General features: G+C 71.6%; 26 protein-coding genes. 20 read left to right on the top strand and 6 right to left on the bottom strand.

Annotated elements, in window-relative coordinates; translation table 11 throughout:
• Positions 1 to 22: 22 nt before the first annotated feature.
• The gene (locus tag AB1K54_RS04960) at positions 23 to 610 is read right to left on the bottom strand and encodes a hypothetical protein (protein ID WP_371201610.1); all 588 of its coding nucleotides are present in this window, start codon (positions 608 to 610) and stop codon (positions 23 to 25) included.
• Between the two features lie 96 nt (positions 611 to 706).
• On the opposite strand from AB1K54_RS04960, the gene AB1K54_RS04955 reads away from it, so the two are divergent.
• The gene (locus AB1K54_RS04955; RefSeq protein ID WP_371201609.1) at positions 707 to 2,047 is read left to right on the top strand and encodes an RIP metalloprotease; all 1,341 of its coding nucleotides are present in this window, start codon (positions 707 to 709) and stop codon (positions 2,045 to 2,047) included.
• Positions 2,048 to 2,182: 135 nt separating this feature from the next.
• Here AB1K54_RS04955 and AB1K54_RS04950 read toward each other — a convergent pair whose 3' ends face one another.
• Both AB1K54_RS04950 and AB1K54_RS04945 read right to left on the bottom strand, forming a co-directional pair.
• Entirely contained in the window at positions 2,183 to 4,114 is a 1,932-nt protein-coding gene (locus AB1K54_RS04950) for a chorismate-binding protein (protein WP_371201608.1), read from the bottom strand.
• Positions 4,115 to 4,268: 154 nt separating this feature from the next.
• A complete protein-coding gene (locus AB1K54_RS04945; RefSeq protein WP_371201607.1) occupies positions 4,269 to 5,075 on the bottom strand; it encodes an SDR family NAD(P)-dependent oxidoreductase in 807 nt (268 codons plus the stop codon).
• A gap of 156 nt (positions 5,076 to 5,231) precedes the next feature.
• Here AB1K54_RS04945 and AB1K54_RS04940 point away from each other — a divergent pair, with 156 nt between their 5' ends.
• From AB1K54_RS04940 to rbfA, 8 genes are all read left to right on the top strand, one after another.
• Positions 5,232 to 5,654, top strand: coding sequence for a nuclear transport factor 2 family protein (locus AB1K54_RS04940; protein WP_371201606.1), 423 nt, complete (start codon positions 5,232 to 5,234; stop codon positions 5,652 to 5,654).
• A 178-nt stretch (positions 5,655 to 5,832) separates the two neighbouring features.
• Positions 5,833 to 6,963: a flavodoxin-dependent (E)-4-hydroxy-3-methylbut-2-enyl-diphosphate synthase gene (gene ispG / locus AB1K54_RS04935; RefSeq protein ID WP_371201790.1), complete on the top strand. Its 1,131-nt coding sequence runs from the start codon at positions 5,833 to 5,835 to the stop codon at positions 6,961 to 6,963.
• Between the two features lie 40 nt (positions 6,964 to 7,003).
• The gene (locus AB1K54_RS04930) at positions 7,004 to 8,209 is read left to right on the top strand and encodes a benzoate/H(+) symporter BenE family transporter (protein ID WP_371201605.1); all 1,206 of its coding nucleotides are present in this window, start codon (positions 7,004 to 7,006) and stop codon (positions 8,207 to 8,209) included.
• Between the two features lie 130 nt (positions 8,210 to 8,339).
• Positions 8,340 to 10,136, top strand: a complete 1,797-nt coding sequence (locus AB1K54_RS04925; protein ID WP_371201604.1) for a proline--tRNA ligase — start codon at positions 8,340 to 8,342, stop codon at positions 10,134 to 10,136.
• A gap of 235 nt (positions 10,137 to 10,371) precedes the next feature.
• Positions 10,372 to 11,361, top strand: a complete 990-nt coding sequence (nusA, locus tag AB1K54_RS04920) for a transcription termination factor NusA (RefSeq protein WP_371201602.1) — start codon at positions 10,372 to 10,374, stop codon at positions 11,359 to 11,361.
• A gap of 32 nt (positions 11,362 to 11,393) precedes the next feature.
• Entirely contained in the window at positions 11,394 to 11,666 is a 273-nt protein-coding gene (locus tag AB1K54_RS04915; RefSeq protein WP_371201601.1) for a YlxR family protein, read from the top strand.
• 77 nt (positions 11,667 to 11,743) lie between these two features.
• On the top strand, positions 11,744 to 14,509 hold the full coding sequence (infB, locus tag AB1K54_RS04910; protein WP_371201789.1) for a translation initiation factor IF-2: 2,766 nt from the start codon (positions 11,744 to 11,746) through the stop codon (positions 14,507 to 14,509).
• 124 nt (positions 14,510 to 14,633) lie between these two features.
• A complete protein-coding gene (rbfA, locus tag AB1K54_RS04905) occupies positions 14,634 to 15,068 on the top strand; it encodes a 30S ribosome-binding factor RbfA (RefSeq protein ID WP_371201600.1) in 435 nt (144 codons plus the stop codon).
• 18 nt (positions 15,069 to 15,086) lie between these two features.
• Here the strand turns inward: rbfA and AB1K54_RS04900 are convergent, their stop codons facing one another.
• Both AB1K54_RS04900 and AB1K54_RS04895 read right to left on the bottom strand, forming a co-directional pair.
• A complete protein-coding gene (locus AB1K54_RS04900) occupies positions 15,087 to 15,575 on the bottom strand; it encodes a flavodoxin family protein (protein ID WP_371201599.1) in 489 nt (162 codons plus the stop codon).
• A gap of 65 nt (positions 15,576 to 15,640) precedes the next feature.
• Entirely contained in the window at positions 15,641 to 16,504 is an 864-nt protein-coding gene (locus AB1K54_RS04895) for an A/G-specific adenine glycosylase (protein ID WP_371201598.1), read from the bottom strand.
• 203 nt (positions 16,505 to 16,707) lie between these two features.
• Between AB1K54_RS04895 and AB1K54_RS04890 the strand changes: the two genes are divergently transcribed.
• From AB1K54_RS04890 to AB1K54_RS04840, 11 genes are all read left to right on the top strand, one after another.
• Positions 16,708 to 17,544, top strand: a complete 837-nt coding sequence (locus tag AB1K54_RS04890) for an endonuclease domain-containing protein (protein WP_371201597.1) — start codon at positions 16,708 to 16,710, stop codon at positions 17,542 to 17,544.
• 111 nt (positions 17,545 to 17,655) lie between these two features.
• Positions 17,656 to 18,333, top strand: a complete 678-nt coding sequence (locus tag AB1K54_RS04885) for a uridine kinase (RefSeq protein WP_371201596.1) — start codon at positions 17,656 to 17,658, stop codon at positions 18,331 to 18,333.
• Entirely contained in the window at positions 18,333 to 19,235 is a 903-nt protein-coding gene (gene truB, locus AB1K54_RS04880; protein WP_371201595.1) for a tRNA pseudouridine(55) synthase TruB, read from the top strand. The genes AB1K54_RS04885 and truB overlap by 1 nt, the downstream gene beginning before the upstream one ends.
• Positions 19,232 to 19,600: a hypothetical protein gene (locus tag AB1K54_RS04875; protein ID WP_371201594.1), complete on the top strand. Its 369-nt coding sequence runs from the start codon at positions 19,232 to 19,234 to the stop codon at positions 19,598 to 19,600. The genes truB and AB1K54_RS04875 overlap by 4 nt, the downstream gene beginning before the upstream one ends.
• Before the next feature lie 139 nt (positions 19,601 to 19,739).
• Positions 19,740 to 20,183: a hypothetical protein gene (locus AB1K54_RS04870; protein ID WP_371201593.1), complete on the top strand. Its 444-nt coding sequence runs from the start codon at positions 19,740 to 19,742 to the stop codon at positions 20,181 to 20,183.
• Entirely contained in the window at positions 20,180 to 21,139 is a 960-nt protein-coding gene (locus tag AB1K54_RS04865) for a bifunctional riboflavin kinase/FAD synthetase (protein ID WP_371201592.1), read from the top strand. Before AB1K54_RS04870 ends, AB1K54_RS04865 begins: the two co-directional genes overlap by 4 nt.
• Complete coding sequence (locus tag AB1K54_RS04860) at positions 21,136 to 21,891, top strand: hypothetical protein (RefSeq protein ID WP_371201591.1); 756 nt, start codon at positions 21,136 to 21,138, stop codon at positions 21,889 to 21,891. The genes AB1K54_RS04865 and AB1K54_RS04860 overlap by 4 nt, the downstream gene beginning before the upstream one ends.
• Before the next feature lie 33 nt (positions 21,892 to 21,924).
• On the top strand, positions 21,925 to 22,293 hold the full coding sequence (locus AB1K54_RS04855; protein ID WP_371201590.1) for a hypothetical protein: 369 nt from the start codon (positions 21,925 to 21,927) through the stop codon (positions 22,291 to 22,293).
• A 30-nt stretch (positions 22,294 to 22,323) separates the two neighbouring features.
• Positions 22,324 to 23,331, top strand: a complete 1,008-nt coding sequence (gene deoC / locus AB1K54_RS04850; RefSeq protein WP_371201589.1) for a deoxyribose-phosphate aldolase — start codon at positions 22,324 to 22,326, stop codon at positions 23,329 to 23,331.
• Positions 23,332 to 23,346: 15 nt separating this feature from the next.
• Positions 23,347 to 24,786 carry an aldehyde dehydrogenase family protein gene (locus tag AB1K54_RS04845; RefSeq protein WP_371201588.1) on the top strand — a complete coding sequence of 480 codons (1,440 nt, stop codon included), beginning with the start codon at positions 23,347 to 23,349 and terminating at the stop codon, positions 24,784 to 24,786.
• Entirely contained in the window at positions 24,783 to 25,646 is an 864-nt protein-coding gene (locus AB1K54_RS04840) for an aldehyde dehydrogenase (protein WP_371201587.1), read from the top strand. The genes AB1K54_RS04845 and AB1K54_RS04840 overlap by 4 nt, the downstream gene beginning before the upstream one ends.
• Positions 25,647 to 25,741: 95 nt before the next feature.
• Here the strand turns inward: AB1K54_RS04840 and AB1K54_RS04835 are convergent, their stop codons facing one another.
• On the bottom strand, positions 25,742 to 26,458 hold the full coding sequence (locus AB1K54_RS04835) for an NRDE family protein (RefSeq protein ID WP_371201586.1): 717 nt from the start codon (positions 26,456 to 26,458) through the stop codon (positions 25,742 to 25,744).
• Positions 26,459 to 26,490 lie beyond the last annotated feature (32 nt).

Genomic DNA, 26,490 nt, shown 5'->3' with positions numbered 1-26,490 from the left:
GGAGCATCCGGCTCCGGCGCGGTCAGTAGGCGTGCGAGAAGAGCGGGGGTCCCCGGAGCGGGCTTCCGGGGGCGAGCACCGGCCGCGGGGCCGGTCCCGCGGGTGCGGATGCGAGACGCGGCAGCGCGGCGGGTGCGGCGGGGAGGGCCGCGACGCGGGTCGTGACGAGGCTGCGGATGCCGCGGGCGATGGTGCGGAGCATCCTTTCGCCCTTTGCCAGCACCGCCAGGGTCAGGGCCGCGGCGAGGGCATGGGCGGCGAGCATCGGGGAATCGGGCAGGAGCGCCGCGGGCCCGGAGCCTGAGACGGGCGCGAGGGCCGGCACGTGCTGGTGCCCGCCCGTTGCGCGCGAGGGGTCGGCCGCGCAGGTCAGCGCGAACGCCACGTGGAAGAGCGCTTGGCTTGCCACCACCACGAGCGCGAGGCGCGGGGTCGACAGGCGCCTGCCGACCAGAGCCACCGCAGGCGGTGCCGCGAGCAGCGCGACGGCCGCGAGGAGCACGGGGGAGCCGGCACCGCCGCCGCCCAGGGTGTGAGCCGTGGCTGCCACGACGGTCGCCACGAACGACGCGGCGACTCCGCGCAGGGCGCGCTGCTGGCGTGCGTTCATGGCTCCTCCGGTCACCAAGGTAACCGGTCGCCGGGCAGTGTCTGGACCTGTGCGGTCTCGGAGGTGGTTCAAAGGACGCGGCGCTAAGTTGTCCTGGTGACCGTCGTCGCCTTCATCATCGGGATCGTGCTGCTCGTCGTGGGCCTGGCGGTCTCGATCGCGCTGCACGAGCTCGGGCACATGCTGCCCGCGAAGAAGTTCGGCGTGCGCGTCGGCCAGTACATGATCGGCTTCGGACCGACGCTGTGGTCGCGTCGCCGGGGCGAGACCGAGTACGGCGTCAAGGCGATCCCGCTGGGCGGCTACATCTCGATGGCCGGCATGTATCCGCCTTCACCCGCGAAGGCCGACGGCTCGGCGGGTCGTGCGGGCCGCGCCGGCGGCGGGTTCTTCGCGACGATGGTGCAGGACGCGCGCGCCGCCAACGACCTGACCCTCGAGACCGACGACGACCCGCGGGTGTTCTATCGCCTGCCGGTGTGGAAGCGCGTCGTCGTGATGCTCGGCGGGCCGTTCATGAACCTGGTGCTCGCGATCGTGCTGTTCACGATCCTGCTGAGCGGCATCGGCGTGCAGGCCGCGACCACCACGATCGACAGCGTCAGCGAGTGCGTGATCCCGTCGGGCGAGCAGCGCACCGCGTGCGAGGCGTCCGACCCCGCCGCCCCCGCGGCCCAGGCGGGCCTGCAGCCGGGCGACGTGCTGGTGTCGGTCGCCGGGCAGCCGGTCGACACGTTCGCCGAGTCGTCCGCCATCGTGCGCGAGTCGGCGGGCCAGACGATCCCCGTCGTGGTCGAGCGCGACGGCGATGAGGTCACGCTGCGGCTCACCCCGACGGCGGTCAGCGTTCCCGAGACGGATGCCGCGGGCCAGGTCGTCACCGACGCCGAGGGCGACCCCGTCATGACCGAGGTCGGCTACGCCGGGATGCGCGCGCAGCTCGCCTACGTTCCTCAGCCGATCTGGTCGGGCGCGGAGGCGACCTTCGCCCAGGTCGGCGCGGTCGCCGGGATCGTGTGGAAACTGCCCGCCATGGTGTGGGACACCGCGGTGGCGACCGTCACCGGTCAGGAGCGCGACCCGAACGGACCCCTCAGCGTGGTCGGCGCCGGGGTGCTCGCCGGTGAGGTCGCAGCATCCGACCAGCCCGTGCTCAACCGCATCTCGGGGCTTTTGGGCCTGCTCGCCTCGCTCAACGTGGCGCTGTTCGTCTTCAACCTCATCCCGCTGCTGCCGCTGGACGGCGGCCACGTCGCGGTCGCGCTGTGGGACGGCACCAAGCGCGTGTGGGCGAAGCTGACCGACCGCCCGTCGCCCAAGCCCGTCGACGCGACCAAGCTCGTGCCCGTGACGTTCGTGGTGGTGGTCGCCCTCATCGCGATGGGCGCCGTGCTCATCATCTCGGACCTCGTCAACCCGATCTCGCTCCTGGGCTGACGCGCCCGTCGGGGAATCCGCGCGCCGGCTGCCGATCCGGGCCTTGCCTGTTCGCTGTCAGGTGCCGCGGCCGGCCATCGACGGATGAGACGGCGGGATCCGCTTCGAGATGAAGCGACGACCTGCAGCCCTCGCTCAGGCGGTGACCGGCGACAGCGCGTGCGCGACGAGCCGCTCCAGCGTCGCCATGCCGTCGCGCGACAGGATCGACTCGAGGTGGCCCTGCACCGACGCGAACGCGGGGCCGCGGAGTGCGTACACGTCGCCCGACGCGGCATCGGCCGACACCTCCGCCTCGCCGGCGCGGGTCGTGCCCGGCGCGACGCGCGCGGTGAAGGTGTTGTAGAAGCCGATGGATGCAGGCTCCCCGAACACGTCGACGGTGTGCTGCAGCCCCTGGTGCGGGCGTTCCAGCGGCGCCAGGTCGATGCCGAGCGAGTCGGCGAGGATCTGGTGGCTGAGGCACACCGCCAGAAGCGGCGCACCGGCCGCGCGGCGGCGGCGCACGACCTCGCGCATGCGTCGCATGCGGGGCGAGGCCGGGTCGCGCGGGTCGCCGGGGCCGGGGCCGGACACGAGCAGCTCTGCGTCGTCGAGGTCGGCGTCGGAGACCTCGTTCCACGCCGCGATGCGCACCTCGAGGCCGAGGTGGCGAAGCTGGTGGGCGAGCATGGTCGTGAAGCGGTCCTCGGCGTCGACGACGAGCGCGCGCCGGCCGGCGAACGGGCCGCCGGGGGCGGCATCCTGCGGGTTCAGCCAGAACGAGGCGAGCCGTGCGTTGCGGGAGTTCAGCAGCGCGGCGACGCCCGGATCGTCGGCGAGCCGGCGCGGGGCGGGCGCGGGCGCATCCTCGTCGATCGCGTCGGCCGAGGGCGCGACGGCGGCCGCGTCGCGCGGCACCGCGCCGATCGCGCCGAGCACGCCCGCGGCCTTGCCGTGGGTCTCGCTCACCTCGCCGTACGGGTCGGAGTGGCGCACGAGGGTCGCTCCGACGGGCACCCGCAGGCGTCCGTCTTCGAGATAGGCGGTGCGGATGAGGATCGGCGCGTCGAGATCGTGCGTGGGCTCGCCGTCCGCCGCCTCGGCGCGCGGGGTGAACAGGGCGGCCACCCCCGAGTAGTACCCGCGCGGGGTGCGCTCGTTGCGGCTGATGACGGTGCATGCGTTCTGCATCGGCGAGCCGGTGACGGTCGGGGCGAACATCGTCTCGCGCAGGATGTCGCGCGGGTCGAGGCGGCTCGAGCCGCGCAGCACATACTCGGTGTGCGTGAGCCGCGACATCTCCTTGAGGTGCGGGCCGGTGATGCGTCCGCCGTCGGAGCACACCGCGCTCATCATCTTGAGCTCTTCGTCGACGACCATGAACAGCTCTTCGGTTTCTTTGGTCGACTCCAGGAACGCGCTCAGCGTCTCGACGGTGGCGCCGCCCGCGGGATGGCGGAACGTGCCCGAGATGGGGTTCATCGTGACCACCCCGCCCGTCGCGCTGACGTGCGCCTCAGGGCTCGCACCGACCGCGATGTGCCCTTCGGTGACGATGGCGAACGTCCAGTACGCGCCGCGCTCGTGCTCGAGCAGGGCCCGGAACCAGGTCAGGGCCGCGACCACCGGGTCGGAGGCGACCCGCGCGGTGAAATCGCGCCGGATCACGAAGTTCGCGCCCTCGCCGCGTCCGATCTCGTCGGCGATGACGCGGCGCACGATGTCGGCGTATTCCTCGTCGGCGATGTCGAAGCCCGCCTCGGCCAACGGGATCGGGGCGGACGGAAGCTGCGCGAGCACCTCGGCGCGGGGGAGCGCCGAATGCTCGGTGACGACGAGGCAGCGCAGCGGCGCGCCGTCGTCATGGCACTCGAACCCGCGCTCGCGCACCTGCCGGTACGGCACGAGCGCGAGCACCTCGCGGGGCGAGCCCGCGGCATCTTTCAGCGGGATGTCGGCCAGCAGGTCGACGTCGACGACGTCGCCGACGAGCAGTTCGACCGTCTGCGCATCGCGCGCGATGAGGGCGAAGGGGATGCCGCGCTCGGGCAGTTCGCGCAGGGCGGAGGGTGCGATCCCGGACATTTGTCGTCTTTCGTCGGAGGGCGACCCCTCACGAAGAAGAAGACCGCCCGGAGGCGGTCTGTCGTCGCTCGACGCACCGCCTAGGAGGCGGGCCACCACGTCGGGTTCGCGAGCATGTGCCGAACCTACCACACGCGCCGGACGCGGCATCCGCTCAGCGCGCCGCGAGGAAGTCCTCCAGCGCGCCCAGCGTCCACGCCATGAGTTCGTCGCCCCGCACCGCGTTGCGCGCCTCGGCGCTGGGCTGCGCGAGCCGCCCCTGGTCGAAGTACTCGCCGCCGCGGGCGGGGGCGTCGAGCGCGGCGAGGACGCTGCGCGCGCCGACGTCCACGCCGGTGCCGATTCGGCCGAACATCGCGCCCAGCAGGGCGGTGTTCACCACCCCTGGCTGCAGGCTCACCGCGGTGGGGCCGTCGCGGCGGTGCCGCGCGCGCCACAGCGTGTACTGGACGATCGCGAGCTTCGAGCGGGCGTACGCGCCGACCGGTGAGTAGCCGTGCTCGAGTTCGATGTCGTCGAGGTCGAGGGTCGCCGACTCGTGCGTCGCCGAGGCGAGGTTCACGATCCGCGCGCCAGGCCCCATCGACGGCGCGAGCAGTTCGGTCAGCAGCACAAGCGCCAGGAAGTTCACCTGGAGCGTGCGCTCGTGGCCGTCGGCGGTCACCACGCGCCGGGCCGCGCCGGGCACTCCCGCATCGTTGATCAGAGCGTGGACGGGTCCGCCCGCCGCTGCGCGCACCGCCGATGCCGCGGCGACGACCTCGGCCAGGCGCGTGAAGTCGGCCGGCACGTACACGACCGACGCGCGTCCCGCGCCCTCGACCGATATGCGGACCGGCTCGGCCGTGGCGGGCGGCTCCGGACCCTGCAGGATGAGCACGTCGGCCCGCGCGGCCAGCCGTCGGGCCGTCTCGAGCCCGATCCCGCTGGTGGCCCCGGTGAGCACGAGCGTCTGCGGCATCCGTCCCCCTGCCCTCGCGCCGACCGGTTGCCTTGCACGATACTGATCGCGGGATGCCGGGGCCAGCCCTCGGCGGATCGGAGGGGTGCATGGGCGTGGGAGCGGACGTTCGCCCGCGGTGCCGCCCGGGCCGCGGAGGGGCACAAGGGGGATCCCGTGGGCGATAGACGGGTCGTCGAGGACGCCTTCGAGGAGTGGGCGAACGGAGAGGGGCACGTCTCTCGCCTCTTCGCCGAGGATATGACGTGGGAGATCGCCGGTCGCTCGGCGGTGTCAGGCCGCTACGCGAGCGCCGCGGACTTCGTCGCCGGAGTGCTCGAGCCCTTCGCGTGGCGATTCCCCGCCGATCACCCGTTCCGGCCGGTGCGCATCCGGTCGGTGCTGGAGGACGCAGGCACGGTCGTGGTGGTGTGGGACGGCGCCGGGACGACCGTCGCCGGCACGCCGTACGAGAACACCTACGCGTGGATTCTTCGGATGCGAGACGGACGCATCGTCGATGGCCTCGCGTTCTTCGACGGCAGCGCGTTCGACGAGCTGTGGTTCGGAGTGCCGCCGCGCAACGCGGGAGGCGGGTGAGCGAGCCGGGTCGAGGCGGCTGCCACCGGGCTGGACCGGGTCACGCACGACCCCGGCGGGTCGGGGCGACCCGCGACGAGGCGCCCACACGCGCGGGACGCGCCTCCGCGCGGTCTGCGGCCAGTCCCGGCTCGGTCGTCCGGCGTAGGCTTGACGGGTGCCAGCAGTCAATCTCGGGATGCCTCGCGTGCCGGAAGTCCTCGCCCCCCGCCGCAAGAGTCGTCAGATCAAGGTCGGCAAGGTGCTCGTCGGCGGCGACGCGCCGGTGAGCGTGCAGTCCATGTGCACGACGCCGACCACGAACATCAACGCGACCCTTCAGCAGATCGCCGAGCTCACCGCCTCGGGTTGCGAGATCGTGCGCGTCGCGGTGCCGTCGCAGGATGACGCCGACGTGCTGCACATCATCGCGGCCAAGAGCCAGATCCCGGTGATCGCCGACATCCACTTCCAGCCGAAGTACGTGTTCCAGGCGATCGACGCCGGCTGTGCCGCGGTGCGCGTGAACCCGGGCAACATCCGCCAGTTCGACGACAAGGTGGGCGAGATCGCAGCCGCCGCGAAGGCCGCGGGGGTGTCGCTGCGCATCGGCGTGAACGCCGGCTCGCTCGACAAGCGCCTGCTCGAGAAGTACGGCAAGGCGACACCCGAGGCGCTGTGCGAGAGCGCCGTGTGGGAGGCGTCGCTGTTCGAGGAGCACGACTTCCACGACTTCAAGATCTCGGTCAAGCACAACGACCCGGTCGTCATGGTGAAGGCCTATCGCCTGCTCGCCGAGCGCGGCGACTGGCCGCTGCACCTCGGCGTGACCGAGGCGGGCCCCGCGTTCCAGGGCACGATCAAGTCGGCCACGGCCTTCGGCATCCTCCTTGGCGAGGGGATCGGCGACACGATCCGCGTCTCGCTGTCGGCGCCGCCCGCCGAAGAGGTCAAGGTCGGCCACCAGATCCTGCAGTCGCTGAACCTGCGCGAGCGCAAGCTCGAGATCGTGTCGTGCCCGTCGTGCGGGCGCGCGCAGGTCGACGTCTACACGCTCGCCGACAATGTCACCGAGGGCCTCAAAGACATGACCGTCCCGCTGCGGGTCGCCGTGATGGGATGCGTCGTCAACGGCCCGGGCGAGGCCCGCGAGGCCGACCTCGGCGTGGCATCCGGCAACGGCAAGGGGCAGATCTTCGTGAAGGGCCAGGTCATCAAGACCGTGCCCGAGTCCGAGATCGTGGCGACCCTCATCGAAGAGGCCAACCGCCTCGCCGACGAGATGGGCCCCGGCGCCCCCGTCGGCACCGCGCAGGTCGTCACCGCCTGACCTCACCCGGCGCGGCCGATCCGCTAGCGTCGTGAGTCCCATGACCAATGCCGCCGACCCCGCGCCCCGGGCCCCGCTCTCACGCCCGATCGTCGCCGGGATCGTCACGGCGCTCGTCGGCGTCACGAGTTCGTTCGCCGTCGTGCTGACCGGCCTCGACGCGGTCGGGGCGTCGCACGCGCAGGCGGCCAGCGGCCTGCTCGTGCTGTGCCTGACGATGGGCGTCGCATCGATCGTGCTGGCGTGGCGCTTGCGTATGCCGATCACCATCGCGTGGTCGACTCCCGGCGCGGCGGTGCTCGCCGCGACGGGCGCCGTCGAGGGAGGCTGGCCCGCCGCCGTGGGCGCGTTCCTCGTCACGGCGGGGCTGATCCTGCTGACGGCGCTGTGGCCGTATCTCGGACGCCTCATCGCCCGCATCCCGCCGTCGATCGCGCAGGCGATGCTCGCGGGCGTCCTGCTGCCGCTGTGCCTCGCGCCCGTGACCGGCATCGTCGTGAACCCGTGGGGGGTCGTGCCGGTGATCGCGACCTGGCTCGTGTTCACCCGATTCGCGCCGCGGTGGGCCGTCCCGCTCGCGTTCGTGGCGGCATCGGTCGTCGTCGGCGTGCACGTGGCGACCAGCGGCGCCTCGCCCGACCCGGCCCTGCTCGTCCCGCGGCTCGAGTTCACGATGCCGACGCTCACGGCCGGCGCGGTCGTGGGGCTCGCGCTGCCGTTGTTCCTCGTCACGATGGCGTCGCAGAACGTGCCCGGCGTCGCGATCATGCGCAGCTTCGGCTACTCGGTCCCGTGGCGTCCCGCCATGCTCGTCACCGGCGTCGGCACGGCGCTCGGCGCGACCGCCGGAGGGCACGCGATCAACCTCGCCGCGATCAGCGCGGCGCTGGCCGCCGCGCCCGACGCCGATCCCGATCCGAAGCGGCGGTGGGTCGCGAGCGTGTCCAACGGCGTGACGGGGATCGTGCTCGGGGGACTGTCGGCCGCGCTGGTCGCACTCGTCGTCGTGGCGCCCGAGGCTGTCATCCCGGCAGTGGCAGGCATCGCGCTGTTGGGCGCCTTCGGCTCGGCGGTGCAGCAGGCGATCGACGACCCGGGGGAGCGCCCTCCCGCCGTCGTCACGTTCCTCGTCGCCGCCTCCGGCGTCGCGATCGCCGGGGTGAGCGCGGCCTTCTGGGCGCTCGTCGCGGGGCTCGTCGTGCGCGAGGTGATGCACATCGGGCGGCGGTCCCGGCAGAGCTCGTGACGGATGCCCCGGCCGCCCCTGGTCGGCGTCGACCTCGTGCTCGTCGCCGCGTGCGCCTTGTGGGCCGTCCTCGCCGACCCGGGGGAGGAGACGCAGGGGGCGGCATCCGCCCTGACTAAGCTTGACGCTCGTGGTCACACGTCTGTCGAACTTCTTCCTCCGCACGCTGCGCGAGGACCCCGCCGACGCCGAGGTCGCCTCGCATCGGCTGCTGGTCCGGGCCGGATACATCCGCCGCCAGGCGCCAGGCATCTTCGCGTGGCTGCCGCTGGGCCTGCGGGTGAAGAGCCGCCTCGAGGCGATCATCCGCGAAGAGATGTCGGCCGCAGGCGCCCAGGAGGTGCACTTCCCGGCGCTCATGCCGCGCGAGCCCTACGAGGCGACCGGTCGCTGGGAGGAGTACGGCGACGGCATCTTCCGGCTCAAGGACCGCAAGGACGCCGACTACCTGCTCGCCCCCACGCACGAAGAGGCCTTCACGCTGCTCGTGAAGGACCTGTACTCGTCGTACAAGGACCTTCCGCTGACGATCTACCAGATCCAGGACAAGTACCGCGACGAGGCGCGCCCCCGCGCGGGCCTGCTGCGCGGCCGCGAGTTCACGATGAAGGACGCGTACTCGTTCGACGCGTCCGACGCAGGTCTCGACGCGAGCTACATGGCCCAGCGCGACGCGTATGAGCGCATCTTCCAGCGGCTGGGTCTCGAGTACGTGATCGTGCAGGCGGATGCCGGCGCCATGGGCGGCTCGCGCTCCGAGGAGTTCCTGCACCCGACGGCGGTCGGTGAAGACACCTTCGTGCGGTCGGCGGGCGGCTACGCCGCCAACGTCGAGGCGTTCACGACGGTCGCGCCCGAGCCGATCCCCTTCGACGGCATCGGCGCCCCCGTGATCTTCGACTCGCCCGACACGCCGACGATCGAGACGCTGGTCGCGCACACGAACGCGCACCTGGACGCGCCGGCCGCGGGCATCGCGGGCGCCGCCACCGCCGGCGTCACGGAGTGGACCGCCGCTCACACCCTCAAGAACGTCGTGCTGGCCCTCACGCATCTCGACGGATCGCGCGAACTCGTGGTCGTCGGCGTTCCGGGCGACCGCGACGTCGACGACAAGCGCGTCGAGGTCGCCTTCGCCCCGGCCGAGGTCGAGGCGGCCACACCCGAGGACTTCGAGCGCAATCCGCTGCTGGTGAAGGGCTACATCGGGCCGTGGTCCGAGACCGGCGCGATCCTCGGTGAGCAGTCGGCCACCGGCATCCGGTACTTCCTCGACCCTCGCGTCGTGGACGGCACCGCGTGGGTGACAGGCGCCAACATCGACCAGAAGCACGTGCACACCCTCGTCGCCGGCCGCGACTTCACCGCCGACGGGTTCGTCGAGGTCGCGAGCGTGCGTGAGGGCGACCCCGCCCCCGACGGCTCGGGCCCCGTGTCGCTGGCGCGCGGCATGGAGATCGGGCATGTCTTCCAGCTCGGCCGCAAGTACGCCGAGGCGCTGGGCCTGAAGGTCCTCGACGAGAACGGCAAGCTGGTCACCGTCACGATGGGCTCGTACGGCATCGGGGTGACGCGCATCCTCGCGATCATCGCCGAGCTGAACAACGACGACAAGGGGCTCGTCTGGCCGTCGGCGGTCGCGCCGTTCGACGTGCACGTGGTGGCCACGGGCAAGGACGCGGTCGCCTTCGACCTCGCCGAGTCTGTGTCGGCAGACCTCGAGGCCGCGGGCCTGGACGTGCTCTACGACGACCGGCCGAAGGTCTCGCCGGGCGTGAAGTTCGGTGACGCCGAGCTTGTCGGAGTCCCGAAGATCCTCATCGTGGGCCGCGGCGCCGCCGACGGCCAGGTCGAGCTGTGGGATCGCCGCACGGGTGAGCGCGAGGTCGTTCCCGCCGCCGAAGCGGTCGCGCGCCTGCGCCCCTGACCTCGCGTGCGGCTCGGAGCAGTTCCGCTCCGAGCCGCACGCCCAGCCCGCCGCCGGCGAGCGACACGCCGGTGGTGGTGTTCAGGAGGGTCCTCGTCGGACGGCCGGGAAGGCTCGACGGGCGGCCGGCGTGCGTCGCGGCATCCTCCCAGCACTCGGGGGCGGCGCATCGGGTAACGTTGTCTGGATGCCGTGCGCGTGGAGGCGCGGCGAGAGCTGAATAGGGAGGTCATCTGTGGACATCGATCTTGCACTGCTGAGGACGATCGAGCGCGAGAAGGAGATCCCCTTCGATGAGCTCGTGCGCATCATCGAGCAGGCGATCCTGACCGCGTACGCCAAGCACACCTCGCCGTCGGGCGAACTGCCTGACGGCGCGCGCGCGGAGCTGGATCGCAAGACGGGCCACGTCGCGATCTTCGTCCCCGTGCTCGATGAAGAGGGCGCCGTGATCGGCGAGGAGGAGACGACCCCCGACGACTTCGGCCGCATCGCCGCGTTCGCCGCGAAGCAGGTCATCAGCCAGCGTCTGCGCGACATCGCCGACGACGCGGTGCTGGGCGAGTTCCGCGGCAAGGAGGGCGACATCGTCGCCGGCATCGTGCAGCAAGGTCCCAACCCTCGCATGGTGCACGTCGATCTCGGCTCGGTCGAGGCGATCCTGCCCCCCGAGGAGCAGGTCCCCGGCGAGGACTACGCGCACGGCGCGCGCCTGCGCGTGTACGTCACGAGCGTCGCGAAGGGCACGAAGGGCCCGCAGATCACCGTCTCGCGCACCCACCCCGGGCTCGTGCGCAAGCTGTTCGCGCTCGAGGTGCCCGAGATCGCCAACGGCCTGGTCGAGATCGTGTCGCTGGCTCGCGAGGCCGGTCACCGCTCGAAGATCGCGGTGAAGGCCAACGACCCGTCCATCAACGCCAAGGGCGCCTGCATCGGCGAGCTCGGCCGCCGCGTGCGCGCGGTCACCGAAGAGCTCGGCGGCGAGAAGATCGACATCGTCGACTACGACCCCGAGTTGGCGAAGTTCGTCGCCAACGCGCTGTCGCCGGCGAAGGTGACCTCGAGCTTCGTGCTCGACCCGTCCGCGAAGGCCGTGCGCGCCCTCGTGCCCGACTACCAGCTCTCGCTCGCGATCGGCAAAGAGGGGCAGAACGCGCGCCTGGCGGCCAAGCTCACCGGCGCCAAGATCGACATCCAGCCGGACAGCATCCTGGAGGATGCCTGACGCGCGAGCACTGCTCAGCGCCGGGGTATAGAATGATTGCCGTACGAACGTGCGTCGGCTGCCGCGCACGTGCCCCTCGAACGGCCCTGCTCAGGGTTGTTTCCATAGATTCCGTCCTTGTCCCCGACGAGCGTGCGGTCTTGCCGGGCCGGGGTGCGTGGGTGCATGAGGCGCAGGAATGCGTGGATGCCGCGATCCGGCGCCGCGCGTTCGTTCGGGCATTGCGTGTGTCAGGCCCGCTTGACACGCAGACCATCGAGAAACGGCTGAACGGCTATGGAAACAAAGTGAACGGCTCGAAATGAGACCCGTCCGCGACTAGTGGTCTGCCCTGTCCGGGTGGGCCCCAGACAGGAGAATTGTGGCAAACGCCAAACCCCGTGTGCACGAGATCGCTTCCGAGCTCGGCGTCGACAGCAAAGTCGCCCTCGCGAAGCTGAAAGAGCTCGGCGAGTTCGTCAAGAGCCCCTCGTCCACCATCGAACCTCCCGTGGCGCGCAAGCTGCGCGCGGCGCTCGAGGCCGACAGCGGCGCCAAGCCGGCTGAGGCCGCTGCCCCCGCGGCATCCGCGCGACCCGCCGGTCGCCCCGGTCCCGCGCGCCCGGCAGCCACCCCCGCGGCTCCGGCGAAGCCGGGCGCCCCCGCGGCCAAGCCCGGTCCGGCAGCGCCCAAGGCAGCCCCGTCCGCGCCCAAGGCCGCCCCGGCGCCCGCGCCGGCTGCGCCCGCGGCTCCGGCCGCCGAGGCGAAGTCCCCGGCGCCCGCCGCCCCGGACGCCCCCGGCGCCGCCAAGCCCGGCGGCCCCACCCCGCAGCCCCCGCGTCCGGGCGGCACGCCGCGTCCTGGCAACAACCCGTTCGCGTCGGCGCAGGGCATGGGCCAGCGCCCGTCCGGACCGCGTCCTGGCAACAACCCGTTCGCGTCGGCGCAGGGCATGGGTCAGCGGCCGTCGCCCGGCAACATCCCGCGTCCGCAGGCGCCGCGTCCCGGCGCCCCGCGTCCGGGCGCCCCGCGCCCCGGTGGCGCAGGTCGTCCTGGCGGCGGTCGTCCCGGCGCGCCGTTCCAGCAGCGCGCGGGCGGCCCCGGTCGTCCCGGCGGCGGCGGTTTCCAGCGTCCCGGGGGCCCCGGAGCGCCCGCGGGCGGCTTCGCAGCCCGTCCCGGCGGCGGTGGCCCCGGCGGTCGTGGTCGCGGTCCCGGCGGTGGCACCGCGGGTGCCTTCGGAAAGGGCGGCGGCAAGTCCAAGCAGCGCAAGTCGCGTCGGGCGAAGCGGCAGGAGTTCGAGATGCGGTCGGCGCCGGTCGTCGGCGGCGTCAACGTCTCGAAGGGCAACGGCGAGATCATCCGCCTGCGTCGCGGTGCCTCCATCGCCGACTTCGCCGACAAGCTCGAGGCGCTGCGCGGCTACACCGTGCAGCCCGGCACGCTCGTGACCATCCTGTTCAACCTGGGCGAGATGGCCACTGCGACCGAGTCGCTGGACGAGGCCACGTTCGAGGTCCTCGGCGCCGAGCTCGGCTACAAGATCCAGATGGTCTCGCCCGAGGACGAAGACAAGGAGCTCCTCGAGGGCTTCGGTCTCGACCTCGAGGCCGAGCTCGAGGCCGAGAGCGAGGAAGACCTCGAGATCCGGCCTCCGGTGGTGACCGTCATGGGTCACGTCGACCACGGAAAGACGCGACTTCTCGACGCCATCCGTCAGACCAACGTGGTCGCGGGCGAGGCCGGCGGCATCACGCAGCACATCGGTGCGTACCAGGTGTGGACCGAGCACGAGGGCATCGAGCGCGCCATCACCTTCATCGACACCCCCGGTCACGAGGCGTTCACCGCTATGCGTGCCCGTGGTGCGCAGGTCACCGACATCGCGATCCTCGTGGTCGCCGCGGACGACGGCATCATGCCGCAGACGGTCGAGGCCCTCAACCACGCCCAGGCGGCGAACGTGCCGATCGTGGTGGCGGTCAACAAGGTCGACAAGCCCGAGGCGAACCCGGCGAAGGTGCGCCAGCAGCTCACCGAATACGGACTGGTCGCCGAGGAGTACGGCGGCGACGTGATGTTCGTGGATGTCTCGGCACGCCAGAACACCGGCATCCAGGAGCTCCTCGACGCGGTGCTGCTCACCGCCGACGCGGGCCTGGACCTCACGGCCAACCCGAACAAGGACGCCCGCGGCGTCGCGATCGAGGCGAAGCTCGACAAGGGTCGCGGCTCGGTCGCCACGGTGCTGATCCAGTCCGGAACCCTCCGCGTCGGCGACGCGATCGTCGCGGGAACGGCCTACGGGCGCGTCCGCGCCATGATCGACGAGAACGGCGATGCGGTCGACGAGGCATACCCGTCGCGTCCGGTCCAGGTGCAGGGTCTGAACTCCGTGCCCCGCGCGGGCGACACGTTCATCGTGACCGAAGAGGACCGCACGGCCCGCCAGATCGCCGAGAAGCGCGAAGCGGCCGAGCGCAACGCCCAGCTCGCGAAGGCCCGCAAGCGCATCTCGCTCGAGGACTTCACGCGCGCTCTCGAAGAGGGCAAGGTCGAATCGCTCAACCTCATCATCAAGGGCGACGTGTCGGGTGCTGTCGAGGCGCTCGAGGAGTCGCTGCTGAAGATCGAGGTCGACGATTCGGTCCAGCTGCGCATCATCCACCGCGGTGTGGGTGCGATCACCGAGTCCGACATCAACCTGGCGACGATCGACAACGCCATCGTCATCGGCTTCAACGTCCGCCCCGACACGAAGGCGCGCGAGCGCGCCTCCCGCGAGGGTGTGGACGTGCGGTTCTACTCGGTCATCTACAACGCGATCGACGACGTCGAGCAGTCGCTCAAGGGCCTGCTCAAGCCGGAGTACGAAGAGGTCCGGTCGGGAGTGGCCGAGATCCGCGAGGTGTTCCGCTCCTCGAAGTTCGGCAACATCGCCGGTGTCATCGTCCGCTCGGGCACGATCACGCGCAACGCCAAGGCGCGCGTCATCCGCGACGGCGTGGTCATCGCCGACGGCCTGGCGATCGAGTCGCTGCGCCGTTTCAAGGACGACGTCACCGAGGTCCGCACGGACTTCGAGTGCGGTATCGGCCTCGGCAAGTACAACGACATCCAGGTGGGCGACGAGATCGAGACCACCGAGATGGTGGAGAAGCCCAGGGGCTGAGGTCGGCTCCGGTCGTGGATGTCTCGCTGTTGGCAGAGCGGAGCCCTTCGCGGGCACCCCGATGCTCGCATCGAGACATCCGCGGCCGGAACCCCCGCACCTAGGCAGAGGGTAGAGAAGAGAAATGTCGAACGAACGTCAGGCACGACTGGCCGACCGCATCCGTGTGCTCATTGCAGAGCGACTCGAGAAGGGCCTGCGCGACCCGCGCCTCGGATTCGTCACGATCACCGACGTGCGTGTGACGGGAGACCTGCAGCACGCCTCGGTGTTCTACACCGTGCTCGGGACCGAGCAGGAGCGGCGTGACTCCGGCGAGGCGCTGCGCGCCGCGACCGGCATGCTGCGCAGCGACGTCGGGCGCAAGCTCGGCGTGCGGCTGACGCCCACGCTCGAGTTCATCCCCGACGCGATCCCCGAGAACGCCGGGCACATCGAGGACCTCCTGCGCGAGGCGCGCGAGCGCGACGCGAGGGTCTCCGGCATCGCCGAGGGTGCGTCCTACGCCGGCGATGAGGACCCGTACGTCAAGCCGCGGGAACTCGAAGACGCCGAGTAGGGCGCCGATCCGGGGCCGTCAGGCCTCGGTGAGCGAGCGACCCCACGCGGTGGCGCGCTCGAGTTCTCCCTCGGCGAGCGGACCCTCGGTCCCCTCGACGTAGAAGCTCTCGCTCGCGACCGCGCGCAGACCGTGATGCTTCGCCTCCTTTGCGGCGGCCTTCGCCGCCGAGCCGGGGATCCACCGCTGCTTCGCGTGCGTGTCGAACGTCGCCAAGGGCGGGTGCGGGCCCTGCGCCGGGAGGGCGTCGAGCCATTCGCGGATGCCGGTGGTCGAGGCATCCGTCGCGCCCTTGCTCACGGCCTCGGAACGCGAGTTCTCGCGCGACATCGAGAACGCGTGGGTCGGCCCGCCGACGACGAGCAGGTCCACTCCGGCGAGGTCTGTCGGAGCGTTGGAGACGTCGAGGATGTCGACGTCCCCGGTGTCGGCGAGGCCGATCGCGATCGCTTCGGCGATGTCGTGGGTGTTGCCGAACATCGATTCGTAGACGACGAGGCTTTTCATGGTCGTGAAGGTACGCCGATCGCACTTCGACGGGCGCTGAATTCCCATAGCGCGGGAATCCCGCCTCACGTCGGGAGCCGAAGCATCCCTGCCCAGGCCTCGGCCAGGCCGTCCGCGATGAGCGAGTCGATTGCGCGATCGCGCTGGCGCGCGTCCGGCCAGTGCGGGATCACGCGGTCCTGCGGCACCTCGTGGGTCGGGGCATCCCGCAGCGCCCTGAGCACCGCACCCCGCGCCTGCCGGTCGCTGCCCTCGTAACGCGCCTGCCGGCGCCGCCGGTCGCCGGTGTCGGGGTAGTCCGCCAGCCGCCACGCGCACGTGTGCGCGATGGGGCATTCCCCGCAGCGCGGGGTCCGCGCCGTGCAGACGGTCGCGCCGAGTTCCATGGCGGCGGCGTTGACGATCGCGGCCTCGGCGGCGCCGTCCGGCAGGAGCGCCGACATCGCTTCGAGGTCGCGGCGACTCGGCGGCCCGGGCTGCGATCTGCCCTCGATCGCGCGGGCGATCACGCGCCGCGTGTTGGTGTCGACCACGGGATGCCGGTCGCCGTAGGCGAAGACGGCCACGGCCCGCGCGGTGTAGTCCCCGATCCCGGTGAGGGCAAGCAGCGCCTCCACCTCGCGCGGGACTGATCCGTCGTGCCGGTCGCGGATCTGCACCGCCGCGCGGTGCAGCCACAGCGCGCGCCGCGGGTACCCGAGGTTCGCCCACTGTCGCACGGCGTCGGCCGGGGCATCCGCCGCCAGCGCCGACGGAGTCGGCCAGCGCTCCAGCCAGGTCTGCAGATGCGGGATCACCCGGTTCACGGGGGTCTGCTGCAGCATGAACTCGCTCACCAGCACGCCCCACGCGCCGAACCCGGGCCGTCGCCACGGCAGGTCGCGCGCGTTGTCGCGGTACCACGCGATGAGCGCATCGAGGGCGGGCATGCGCTTCAGCCTAGGCGGGGACGCGGGAACCGAGGGTTTTCGGCGAACCGAGGAGGGATTCGTGCCGATCCCTCCTCGGAACGCCGGATCTCCTCGGATCGGTCCGCGCGGACGGCTCCTCCCCAGGTCAGCGTCGGTGCCGGCCATCCACAGATGTCCGTGGACGGGCAGCAAGAGCGGATGCCGTGCTCGAGCATGGCCGGATGGACTCGGTTGCTCGGTTGCAGGCACGGGTGCGCGCGGGCGTCGGCGTCCATCGCACGCGCGCATTGCGCGCGGACGGATTCTCGGACCACCACATCGCGCGGGCGGTGGCGGAGGGCGCGCTCGTGCGCGTGCGCAAGGGATGGGTCGCCCATCCGGGCGCCGACCCGCTCCTCACCGACGCGGCACGGGCCGGCGTGGTGGTCACCTGCGTCTCTCAGGCCCGCCGCCTCGGACTCTGGGTGCTCGACGACGGCGTCACGCACGTCGCGGCTCCCGCGCACGCGGGCGGTGTGCGCACGACGCGCGAGCACGTCCACTGGTCGGTGCCGGCCGTGCCGAGGCATCCTGATGCTCTGTTCGACCCGATCGAGAACGTCCTCGTGCTCATCGCCGGCTGCCGTCCGCACGAACAGGCGCTCGCGGTGTGGGAGTCTGCCATGCGCAAGCGGCTCGTCAGCCATGAGGCGATGCGGCGGCTTCGGCTCGGTCCCGCGGCGCGAGCGGTATGCGCGGCGGCGACGCCGTGGTCGGACTCCGGGCTCGAGTCGTTCGTCGCGCCACGGCTGAAGTGGATGCGGCTGCCGATCGTGCCCCAGGTGTGGATCGACGGGCATCGCGTCGACTTCCTGATCGGCGCGCGACTGGTGCTTCAGATCGACGGAGGCACCCATGTCGGCGCGCAGCGGGACGAGGACAACCGGCACGATGCCGCGCTCGCGCTGATGGGCTACCACGTGGTGCGGGTGGGCTACGCCCAAGTCGTGGACCGATGGCACGAGGTGCAGGACCTGATCATGCGCGCTGTCGCCCAGGGATTGCACCTTGCGAAATGAGGGCATCCGGGAATCTGAGGAGCGAGGTGCCGATGCCCTCCTCAGCATCCCGGATCTCCTCATGACGGACTCCACGGATGCTGCGGCCCGCGGCCACCGTAGGCTGGGAGCATGCGCCTGCCGATCACCCCCGTCACCGCCGTCTGGAGGCAGCTGCGCGACGAAGTCCGGCAGCACAATCGCGCCGGACGCGTCATCGTCGCGGTGGACGGACTGGACGGCGCGGGCAAGACGACCTTCGCCGAGGGACTCGCGCAGGTGTTCGCCGATGACGGCACGGCGGCCTTCCATGCGTCGATCGACGACTTCCACCGGCCTCGCGCCGAGCGCTACGCGCGCGGGCGCACGAGCCCCGAGGGTTTCTATCGCGACTCGTTCGACTATGCGACGTTCCGCCGGGTGCTCATCGACCCGTTCCGCGCGCAGACGGGCGCGTCGACGGGCTTCCAGCTCTCCGCGTTCGATGTGCAGCGCGACGCGCCCGCACCGTCGGAGTGGGTGACGGCACCGCGCGATGCGGTGCTCGTCGTGGACGGCGTCTTCCTGCACCGACCAGAGCTGCGGGGCCTGTGGAACTGGTCGCTCTGGCTCGACGTCCCGTGGGACGTCGCCTACGCCCGCATGGCCGCGCGGGGCTGCGATCCCGACCCGCACGCACCCTCGAACGCGCGGTACTACGAGGGTCAGCAGCTGTACCTTCGCGACGCGGACCCTCGGGTCGAGGCATCCGCCATCGTCGACAACACCGATCTCGAGCACCCGCGCCGCGTGTTCGCGGACTTCTGCTGATGGCGCGGCCCGGGATCCTGCTCGTCGACAAGCCCGGCGGCATCACGAGCCACGACGTGGTCGCCCGCGCGCGCCGTGCGCTCGGCACGCGCAAGATCGGCCACGCCGGCACGCTCGACCCCATGGCCACGGGCCTGCTGATCCTCGGCGTCGAGGGCGCCACGCGGCTGCTGACCTTCATCGTCGGACTCGACAAGACGTACGAGGCGACGATCCGCCTGGGCGCCGCAACCGACAGCGACGACGCCGACGGCGAGATCACGCGGGTGACGGATGCCTCGCACCTCACGACCTCCGGGATCACCGCGGCGATCGCCCCGCTCACCGGCCGCATCTCGCAGGTGCCGAGCACCGTGTCGGCCATCAAGGTCGGCGGCCGACGCGCGTACGACCTCGCGCGCGCGGGCCAGGACGTGCAGCTGAAGGCCCGCGAGGTCGAGGTCTCACGGTTCGAGGTGCTTGCCGAGCGCCGCGCCGCGACCGGCGACGGCACGGGCGTGGTCGACCTCGACGTGGTGGTCGACTGCTCGAGCGGCACCTACATCCGCGCTCTCGCGCGCGACCTGGGTGCGGCGCTCGGGGTCGGCGGGCACCTGACGGCGCTGCGGCGCACACGCATCGGCCCGTTCGCGGTGACGGATGCCGCGGCCCTCGAGTCGATCGCCGAGGCGGCGCCGCTTCACCCGGCCGCCGCCGCGACCGCCGTGCTCGGTCGCTTCGATGTCACGGCCCAGGAGGCGACGGACCTGCGCCACGGCAAGCGGCTGACCGGCGCCGCGACCCGCCTGGAGGCGAGCCCGACCGCCGCGATCGACCCCGACGGGAGGCTCGTGGGCATCGTCGAGCGCCGGGGAGCCGACGTCAAGAGCGCCATGAACATGCCCGAGGAGGCATCCGCGTGATTCTGTGGTTCACGATCGTGCAGGTGGTGCTCGCGTGCGCCGCCGGAGTGCTGTGCGTGGTGCTGGGACTGGCCGGCCGCCGCCCCAGCGACCTCACCGTCGGCGCGCTGGCGCTGATCGAGGTGCTGCTGATCGCTCAGATCGTGATCGCGATCGTCGCGCCCCTCGCGGGCAACCCGCCGACCGGCAGTGCGCTGGAGTTCTGGGTGTACCTCGTGTCGGCGGCGCTGCTACCGATCGCGGGGGTCGGGTGGGCGCTGGTGGAGCGCAGCCGCTGGAGCACGGTCATCATGGGGATCGCCGCACTGGCGGTGGCCGTCATGGTGTGGCGCATGCACGCGATCTGGACGATCCAGGTGGCGTGAGGGCCCGCGGATTCTGAGGGGATCCGATGTGGTGAGGGGGATGGACGCGAATTCGCCCTCAGAATCCCCGGTCCCCTCAGAACGCGCATCCCGGCCCGCGGTCGGCGCCGCGGTCGACCAGGCCTAGGATTGACAGGTCATGTCGTCGCCCACCCGCCCCCGCATGACCGGCATCGGCCGGGTCCTCGTGATCGTGTACGCGATCATGGCGCTCGCCGCGACCGGTCGCTCGTTCGTGCAGATCGTCGAGAGGTTCGACGAGGCCCCGCTCGCGTACACGCTGTCGGCGCTGTCCGCCGTGGTCTACATCCTCGCCACGCTCGCGCTGATCTTCTCGCGCTCGCGCGCGTGGTACATCGTCGCGTGGGTGGCGATCTGCTTCGAGCTCGCGGGCGTGCTCGTCATCGGCACCCTGAGCTTCGTCGTGCCCGAGCTGTTCGCCCACCCCACGGTGTGGTCTTGGTTCGGCATGGGCTACCTGTTCGTGCCGCTCGTGCTGCCGTTCTTCGGCCTGTGGTGGCTCATCACGCACAGGCCGGGGGCGCAGGCTTCCGTCGCCCACGCCGACCTCACCGCCTCATGATCGTCTTCCGCGGCCCCGACGAGGTGCCCGGCGGCTTCGGGCCGTCGGTGGTGGCCATCGGCAAGTTCGACGGTGTGCACGCCGGCCACCGGGCCGTGATCGAGAGGGCGCGGGTGGATGCCGCGACCGGCGACGCGCGCGTGGTCGCCGTGACCTTCGACCGCAACCCGCTCTCGCTGCTGCGGCCCGAGGTGTGCCCGCCAGACCTCATCGGCGCGACGCAGAAGGTGCGCCTGCTCGCCGAGACCGGCGTGGACGCGACCCTGATGCTCACCTTCGACCGCGAGCTGGCCGACCTCTCGCCGCGCGAGTTCGTCGAGCGCATTCTCGTCGGCGCGCTCGGCGCGCGCACCGTGCTCGTGGGCGACGACTTCCGCTTCGGCAGCGGGGGAGCAGGCACCCCCGACGTGCTGCGCGAGCTCGGCGGCGAGCTCGGGTTCTCAGTCGACGTGGTCGACGATGTCCGTGCGATCGAGGGCGGCCGCCGCGTCTCGTCGACGTGGATCCGCGAGCTTCTCGCCGAGGGCGGCGTCGCGGCGGCTGCGAAGCTGCTCGGGCGGGCCCCGGCGGTGTGGGGCGAGGTCGTCCACGGCGCCAAGCGCGGTCGCGAGCTGGGCTTCCCGACGGCGAACCTCAGCAGCGATCTCGAGGGGTTCGTGCCGGCCGACGGCGTGTACGCCGGGTGGCTCGTCGATGAGGACTCCGCCGACGGACTCCGGCCCGGCATCCGCTTCCCGGCGGCGATCAGTGTGGGCACCAACCCGACCTTCGACGATGTGCCCGTGCGGCAGGTCGAGGCCTACGTGCTCGACGAGACCGACCTCGACCTGTACGGTCACCGCGTCGAGGTGCAGTTCGCCCGCCGCATTCGCGGAATGGTCGCGTTCGACGGTGTCGAGGCGCTCGTGCGCAAGATGGCCGACGATGTCGAGCGTGTGCGAGACTCGTTGGCGTGAGCACCCCCGTCGTATCGATCGCGCGCCGGGTGATCGTCGGCGTCATCATCGCCTCGTTCGGCCTGGCCGCCCTCGGCGGCATAGCCGTGCTCCTCGGCGCGCCGCTCGATGAGATCGCCGCCCGCGTGCTGGCGACCACGGCCGTCGTCGGCGCCTTCAGCGTCGCTGTGCTGTGCTGTGTCGCGCTGGTCGGACGCCGCCTGCAGGTCTTCGGATTCGTGGGCGCCGTGGTCTCGGTGATCGCCGCGCTGCTCGTGATCTGGCTGATCTGGTACCGCGGCGGGTACGGTGACTGGTGGGACGCCTTCAGCCGTGGGATGTGGACCGCGGTGACGGCATCGGCCGCCTTCTCGCTCGCGTCTCTCCTGCTGCTGCTGGCCGATCGTCGCCGACCCACGGTGCGGGTGGGCCTCAGCGTCACGATCGCGCTCATCGCGGCCACGCTCAGCATGCTCGTGTACCTCATCTGGTGGTCCGAGACGATCGACGGCGAGGCGTTCTGGCGCACGTTCGGCGTGATCGCGATCCTCGCGGCCCTGGGCGCGATCGTGGTCCCTGTGCTGTCGCTGCTGCTGCCCGACGCACGGGGAGCGGACGCGAGACGGATGCCGCGCGAGCTCGCCGCGCGCCTGGTCGCCGAAGCGGATCGCCGCGGCATGACGGTCGACGAGCTCGTCGCACCCGTGCTGCCGCCGGCGATACCCGAGAGCGCCCTCGCCGACGAGTCGCCGCGCACCGCTGCCGACGCGTAGACCGGCGCGGCGCGGCACCCTACGATCAGGGTCGTGAACCTCGTCGACATCGTGCTCGCCGCGGCAGCGCCGCAGCCGAGCGTCAACCTCTGGGGCGCACTGGGATGCGCCGTGGCCTACTCCGCATCGCTGCTGGCGACGCTGGACGCGTTCGCAGATCTGATCCTCGCGCGGGGTGACTCGCAGGCGGGGCAGCTCAGCCCCGGAGTAGGATTGAAGTTCGGCTCGAAGATCGCCGCCGCCGCGATCGCGGTGATCGCGGCGGGCATCGTCCTCCTGCTCGACGAGAACTGGTTCGCGTTCACCGCGCTGACGATCGCCTTCGCGCTCGTCGTCGGGATCGGCGTCCTGGTGCTCGTGCGGCATGCGGGCGGGCAGTCGGGCGCACGGGCCAGACCCTGACGGCACCCCCGTCGGAAGGAACAGGAGACCATGAGTCGCACCGAACTCCAGACGCTGCCGGAGCGCGCCGTCGAACTGCTGGGCGGCGAGCCCGACGACACGACGCTGCGCCGCTACCTGCACGGGCTTCCCGGCGTGGACGCCGTGGGGCTCGAGCAGCGGGCGGCCGACCTCGGCACGCGGTCGATCAAGACCACGTCGAAGGCATGGGCTCTCGACAGGGTCATCGGACTGATCGACCTCACGACCCTCGAGGGCGCCGACACGCCGGGCAAGGTGCGCTCGCTCGTCGCGAAGGCCCTGAATCCGGATGCCTCGGACCCGACGTGCCCGCGCGTGGCGGCCGTGTGCGTGTACGGCGACATGGTGCCCTACGCGGTCGAGGCGCTCGGCGGCGCGCACGGCGACCCTGACGACGGCGGGGTATCGGTGGCGGCGGTGGCCACCGCATTCCCCAGCGGACGCGCGTCGCTGGCGATCAAGCTCGCCGATACCGCCGAAGCGGTCGCCGCGGGCGCCGACGAGATCGACATGGTGATCGACCGCGGCGCGTTCCTCTCGGGGCGCTACGGCGTGGTGTTCGACCAGATCGCGCAGGTCAAGCAGGCCTGCCGCCGCCAGGACGGCTCGTTCGCGTCGCTGAAGGTGATCCTCGAGACGGGGGAGCTCAAGACGTACGACAACATCAAGCGCGCCTCGTGGCTGGCGATCCTCGCCGGCGGCGACTTCATCAAGACGTCGACCGGCAAGGTGCAGCCGGCGGCGACCCTGCCGACGACGCTGCTCATGCTCGAGGTGGTGCGCGACTGGCATCGCTCGACCGGCGAGAAGATCGGCGTGAAGCCCGCCGGCGGCATCCGCACCGCGAAGGACGCGATCAAGTACCTCGTGACGGTCGCCGAGATCGCCGGCGAGGAGTGGCTGCAGCCGCACCTGTTCCGCTTCGGCGCGTCGAGCCTGCTCAACGACGTGCTGCGCCAGCGCCAGAAGCTCAGCTCTGGGCACTACACCGGCTCCGACTACGTGACGATCGACTGACCAGGGACGACACACATGAGTTTTCTCGAGTACGCACCGGCCCCCGAGTCGCGCGCGATCCTCTCGCTCAAGCCCGAGTACGGGCTGTTCATCGACGGCGAGTTCCGTGCCGGAACGGGCGGCACGTTCGAGACGATCTCGCCCGCCGACGAGTCGCACCTGGCGACCGTCTCGACCGCCAGCGATGAGGACGTGGATGCCGCGGTCGTCGCCGCGCGTCGCGCGTTCGACAAGACGTGGTCGAAGCTGAGCGGGCGCGACCGCGGCAAGTACCTCTTCCGCATCGCCCGGCTCGTGCAGGAGCGCGCGCGCGAACTGGCCGTAGCCGAGAGTCTCGACAACGGCAAGCCCATCAAAGAGAGCCGCGACGTGGACATCCCGCTGGTGGCCGCGTGGTTCTTCTACTACGCCGGCTGGGCCGACAAGCTGGACTACGCCGGCCTCGGTCCGAACCCGCGCGCACTCGGCGTCGCGGGGCAGGTGATCCCGTGGAACTTCCCGCTGCTCATGCTCGCGTGGAAGATCGCCCCGGCGCTCGCGGCGGGCAACACCGTCGTGCTCAAGCCCGCCGAGACCACGCCGCTCACCGCTCTTCTGTTCGCCGAGATCCTGCAGCAGGCGGACCTCCCGCCGGGTGTCGTCAACATCGTGACCGGCGCCGGCGCGACCGGAGCGGCCGTGGTGCGGCATCCGGGTGTCGACAAGGTGGCCTTCACCGGCTCGACGGCCGTCGGACGCGAGATCGCGCGCACGGTCGCCGGCACCGGCAAGAAGGTGACGCTCGAGCTCGGCGGCAAAGCCGCGAACATCATCTTCGAGGATGCCCCGATCGAGCAGGCCATCGACGGCATCGTCACCGGGATCTTCTTCAACCAGGGTCAGGTGTGCTGCGCGGGCAGCCGCCTGGTCGTGCAGGAGTCGATCCACGACGAGGTCGTCGAGCGGCTGAAGGCGCGTCTGTCGACGCTGCGCCTCGGCGACCCGCTCGACAAGAACACCGACATCGGGGCGATCAACTCGCTCGAGCAGCTGAACCGCGTGCGCGAGCTCAGCCGCATCGGCGACGAAGAGGGAGCCGAGCGCTGGACGGCGGACTGCGTCATCCCCGACAAGGGGTTCTGGTTCGCGCCCACGATCTTCACGAACGTGCAGTCCTCGCATCGGATCGCCCGCGACGAGATCTTCGGCCCGGTGCTCTCGGTGCTGACCTTCCGCACGCCCGACGAGGCGATCGCGAAGGCGAACAACACCCCGTACGGGCTGTCGGCCGGCATCTGGACCGAGAAGGGCTCGCGCATCCTCGCGGTCGCCGACCGGCTGCGCGCGGGCGTCGTGTGGGCGAACACGTTCAACCGGTTCGACCCGGCCTCGCCGTTCGGCGGCTACAAAGAGTCCGGCTACGGCCGTGAGGGCGGGCGCCATGGCCTCGCCGCGTACCTGAAGGGGGCAGCGTGAGCAAGCGCCTGACCGTGCCGAAGACCTACAAGCTGTATCTGGGCGGAAAGTTCCCGCGCAGCGAGTCCGGCCGCACCTACGAGGTGGTGTCGGCTCGCGGGGACTTTCTCGCCAACGCCGCGCTCGCCTCGCGCAAGGACGCCAGGGATGCCGTCGAGGCGGCCCTCGCCGCGGTGAAGCCGTGGTCCGGCGCGACCGCCTACAACCGCGGCCAGGTGCTCTACCGCGTCGCGGAGATCCTCGAGGGGCGCCGCGCCCAGTTCGTCGACGAGATCGTGCAGCAGACCGGAGTCTCGGCGGCCGTGGCCGGCGCCGAGGTCGACGAGGCGATCGACCGCTGGGTCTGGTACGCCGGGTGGTGCGACAAGTTCGGCCAGGTCGCCGGCAACGGCAATCCGGTGGCGGGGCCGTACTTCAACATCTCGGTGCCCGAGCCCACGGGTGTCGTCGGCGTCGTCGCCCCGCAGGACTCGGCGCTGCTCGGACTCGTCTCGACCGTGGCGCCCGCGCTGGTGGCGGGCAACACGGTCGTGGTCGTGGCATCCCAGCGCTTCCCGCTGTCGGCGATCTCGCTCGCCGAGGTGCTCGCGACCAGCGATGTGCCCGGCGGGGTCGTCAACGTGCTGACCGGCTCGCCCGCCGAGATCGCGCCGTGGCTGGCATCCCACCCCGACGTGCACGGGCTCGACCTCACCGGCGCGGGCGACCTCGAGTGGGTGGACCTGCAGATCGCGGCGGCGCAGACGCTCACGCGCGTCACGTCTCCTGAAGAGGGCCCGGATGCCGCGGCCCCGAGCCTGGCGCGCATCACGCAGTTCACCGAGACGAAGACCGTGTGGCATCCCAAGTCGATGGCCTGACGCGGATGCCGGTCTTCGGGGATCCGCCGAGGTGCCAGACTCTCGCGCGGCAGTGCCCGATTTTCGGCGGATCACCGAGTAGCCGGCGCGCCGGGTCAGGCCAGCGTGAGCGGGTTCCACACTCCGGGTTCGTCGAGTTCTGCGTAGTGCAGGTCGACTCCGCCGGGTGAGACGGATGCCGCGCACACCAGCAGCGACAGCGTCGGGTAGCCGAACGGACGGTTGTCGCGGATGATCGTGCGGTCGTCGTCGGCGGCCAGCGACGTCGACCGCGCGAGCACCTCGAGCCACGGCATCCACCATTGGCCCCCTGCCGGCAGCGGCACGGCCTGGAACTCGGGGAGCCAGCGCGCGATGCGCGCGGTGCGCGGATCGTCGACGTCGTCGTGCGCGATCATGTGCGTGCCGGGGCCGAGGTCGGTGGTGCGCAGGGCCTCGCCGTCCCACGTGATGACGCGCGCGGACATCGGGGTCACCTCGACGAGGTTGAATCCGTGGGTGCGCGGGTCTGCGGCCGGCGAGGTGCCCTCGGCCGAGTCGAGTACGACCCCGCCACGCGAGAGGATCTCGGACTGCGGGCGCGTGGTCACGTCGGCGCGGTTGAGCAGCACCGCGAGCCGTCGGGTCGCTTCGTCGGCGGCGAGCCACGCTCCGCCCGCTCGCGCGTCGCGCACGCCCACGACATCGGGATGCGTGTCGGGCCACGACCGCCCGAGCGGCAGCCACGTGCGGTGCGGGTCCTCGTCGCGGATCGCGAGCACCTGCACCGGGGCGCCGGGGGCCTCGGGAACGTGGAGGATGACGGTGCACATGGGGGCTCTCTTCGCGCGGGTCGGTCCGTGGG

The organism is Microbacterium sp. BWT-B31 (assembly GCF_041379855.1).
Taxonomy (GTDB): Bacteria; Actinomycetota; Actinomycetes; order Actinomycetales; family Microbacteriaceae; genus Microbacterium.
This window is presented reverse-complemented; position numbering and strand designations above follow the sequence as displayed.

Coding starts and splice junctions, on each gene's coding strand:
- AB1K54_RS04870 (WP_371201593.1), top strand. CDS start 19,740: ATGTCGTCGCCCACCCGCCCCCGCATGACCGGCATCGGCCGGGTCCTC.
- AB1K54_RS04865 (WP_371201592.1), top strand. CDS start 20,180: ATGATCGTCTTCCGCGGCCCCGACGAGGTGCCCGGCGGCTTCGGGCCG.
- AB1K54_RS04930 (WP_371201605.1), top strand. CDS start 7,004: ATGACCAATGCCGCCGACCCCGCGCCCCGGGCCCCGCTCTCACGCCCG.
- AB1K54_RS04960 (WP_371201610.1), bottom strand. CDS start 610: ATGAACGCACGCCAGCAGCGCGCCCTGCGCGGAGTCGCCGCGTCGTTC.
- ispG (WP_371201790.1), top strand. CDS start 5,833: ATGCCTCGCGTGCCGGAAGTCCTCGCCCCCCGCCGCAAGAGTCGTCAG.
- AB1K54_RS04945 (WP_371201607.1), bottom strand. CDS start 5,075: ATGCCGCAGACGCTCGTGCTCACCGGGGCCACCAGCGGGATCGGGCTC.
- AB1K54_RS04845 (WP_371201588.1), top strand. CDS start 23,347: ATGAGTTTTCTCGAGTACGCACCGGCCCCCGAGTCGCGCGCGATCCTC.
- AB1K54_RS04835 (WP_371201586.1), bottom strand. CDS start 26,458: ATGTGCACCGTCATCCTCCACGTTCCCGAGGCCCCCGGCGCCCCGGTG.
- AB1K54_RS04900 (WP_371201599.1), bottom strand. CDS start 15,575: ATGAAAAGCCTCGTCGTCTACGAATCGATGTTCGGCAACACCCACGAC.
- AB1K54_RS04950 (WP_371201608.1), bottom strand. CDS start 4,114: ATGTCCGGGATCGCACCCTCCGCCCTGCGCGAACTGCCCGAGCGCGGC.
- AB1K54_RS04895 (WP_371201598.1), bottom strand. CDS start 16,504: ATGCCCGCCCTCGATGCGCTCATCGCGTGGTACCGCGACAACGCGCGC.
- truB (WP_371201595.1), top strand. CDS start 18,333: ATGGCGCGGCCCGGGATCCTGCTCGTCGACAAGCCCGGCGGCATCACG.
- AB1K54_RS04885 (WP_371201596.1), top strand. CDS start 17,656: ATGCGCCTGCCGATCACCCCCGTCACCGCCGTCTGGAGGCAGCTGCGC.
- AB1K54_RS04915 (WP_371201601.1), top strand. CDS start 11,394: ATGATTGCCGTACGAACGTGCGTCGGCTGCCGCGCACGTGCCCCTCGA.
- rbfA (WP_371201600.1), top strand. CDS start 14,634: ATGTCGAACGAACGTCAGGCACGACTGGCCGACCGCATCCGTGTGCTC.
- deoC (WP_371201589.1), top strand. CDS start 22,324: ATGAGTCGCACCGAACTCCAGACGCTGCCGGAGCGCGCCGTCGAACTG.
- AB1K54_RS04890 (WP_371201597.1), top strand. CDS start 16,708: ATGGACTCGGTTGCTCGGTTGCAGGCACGGGTGCGCGCGGGCGTCGGC.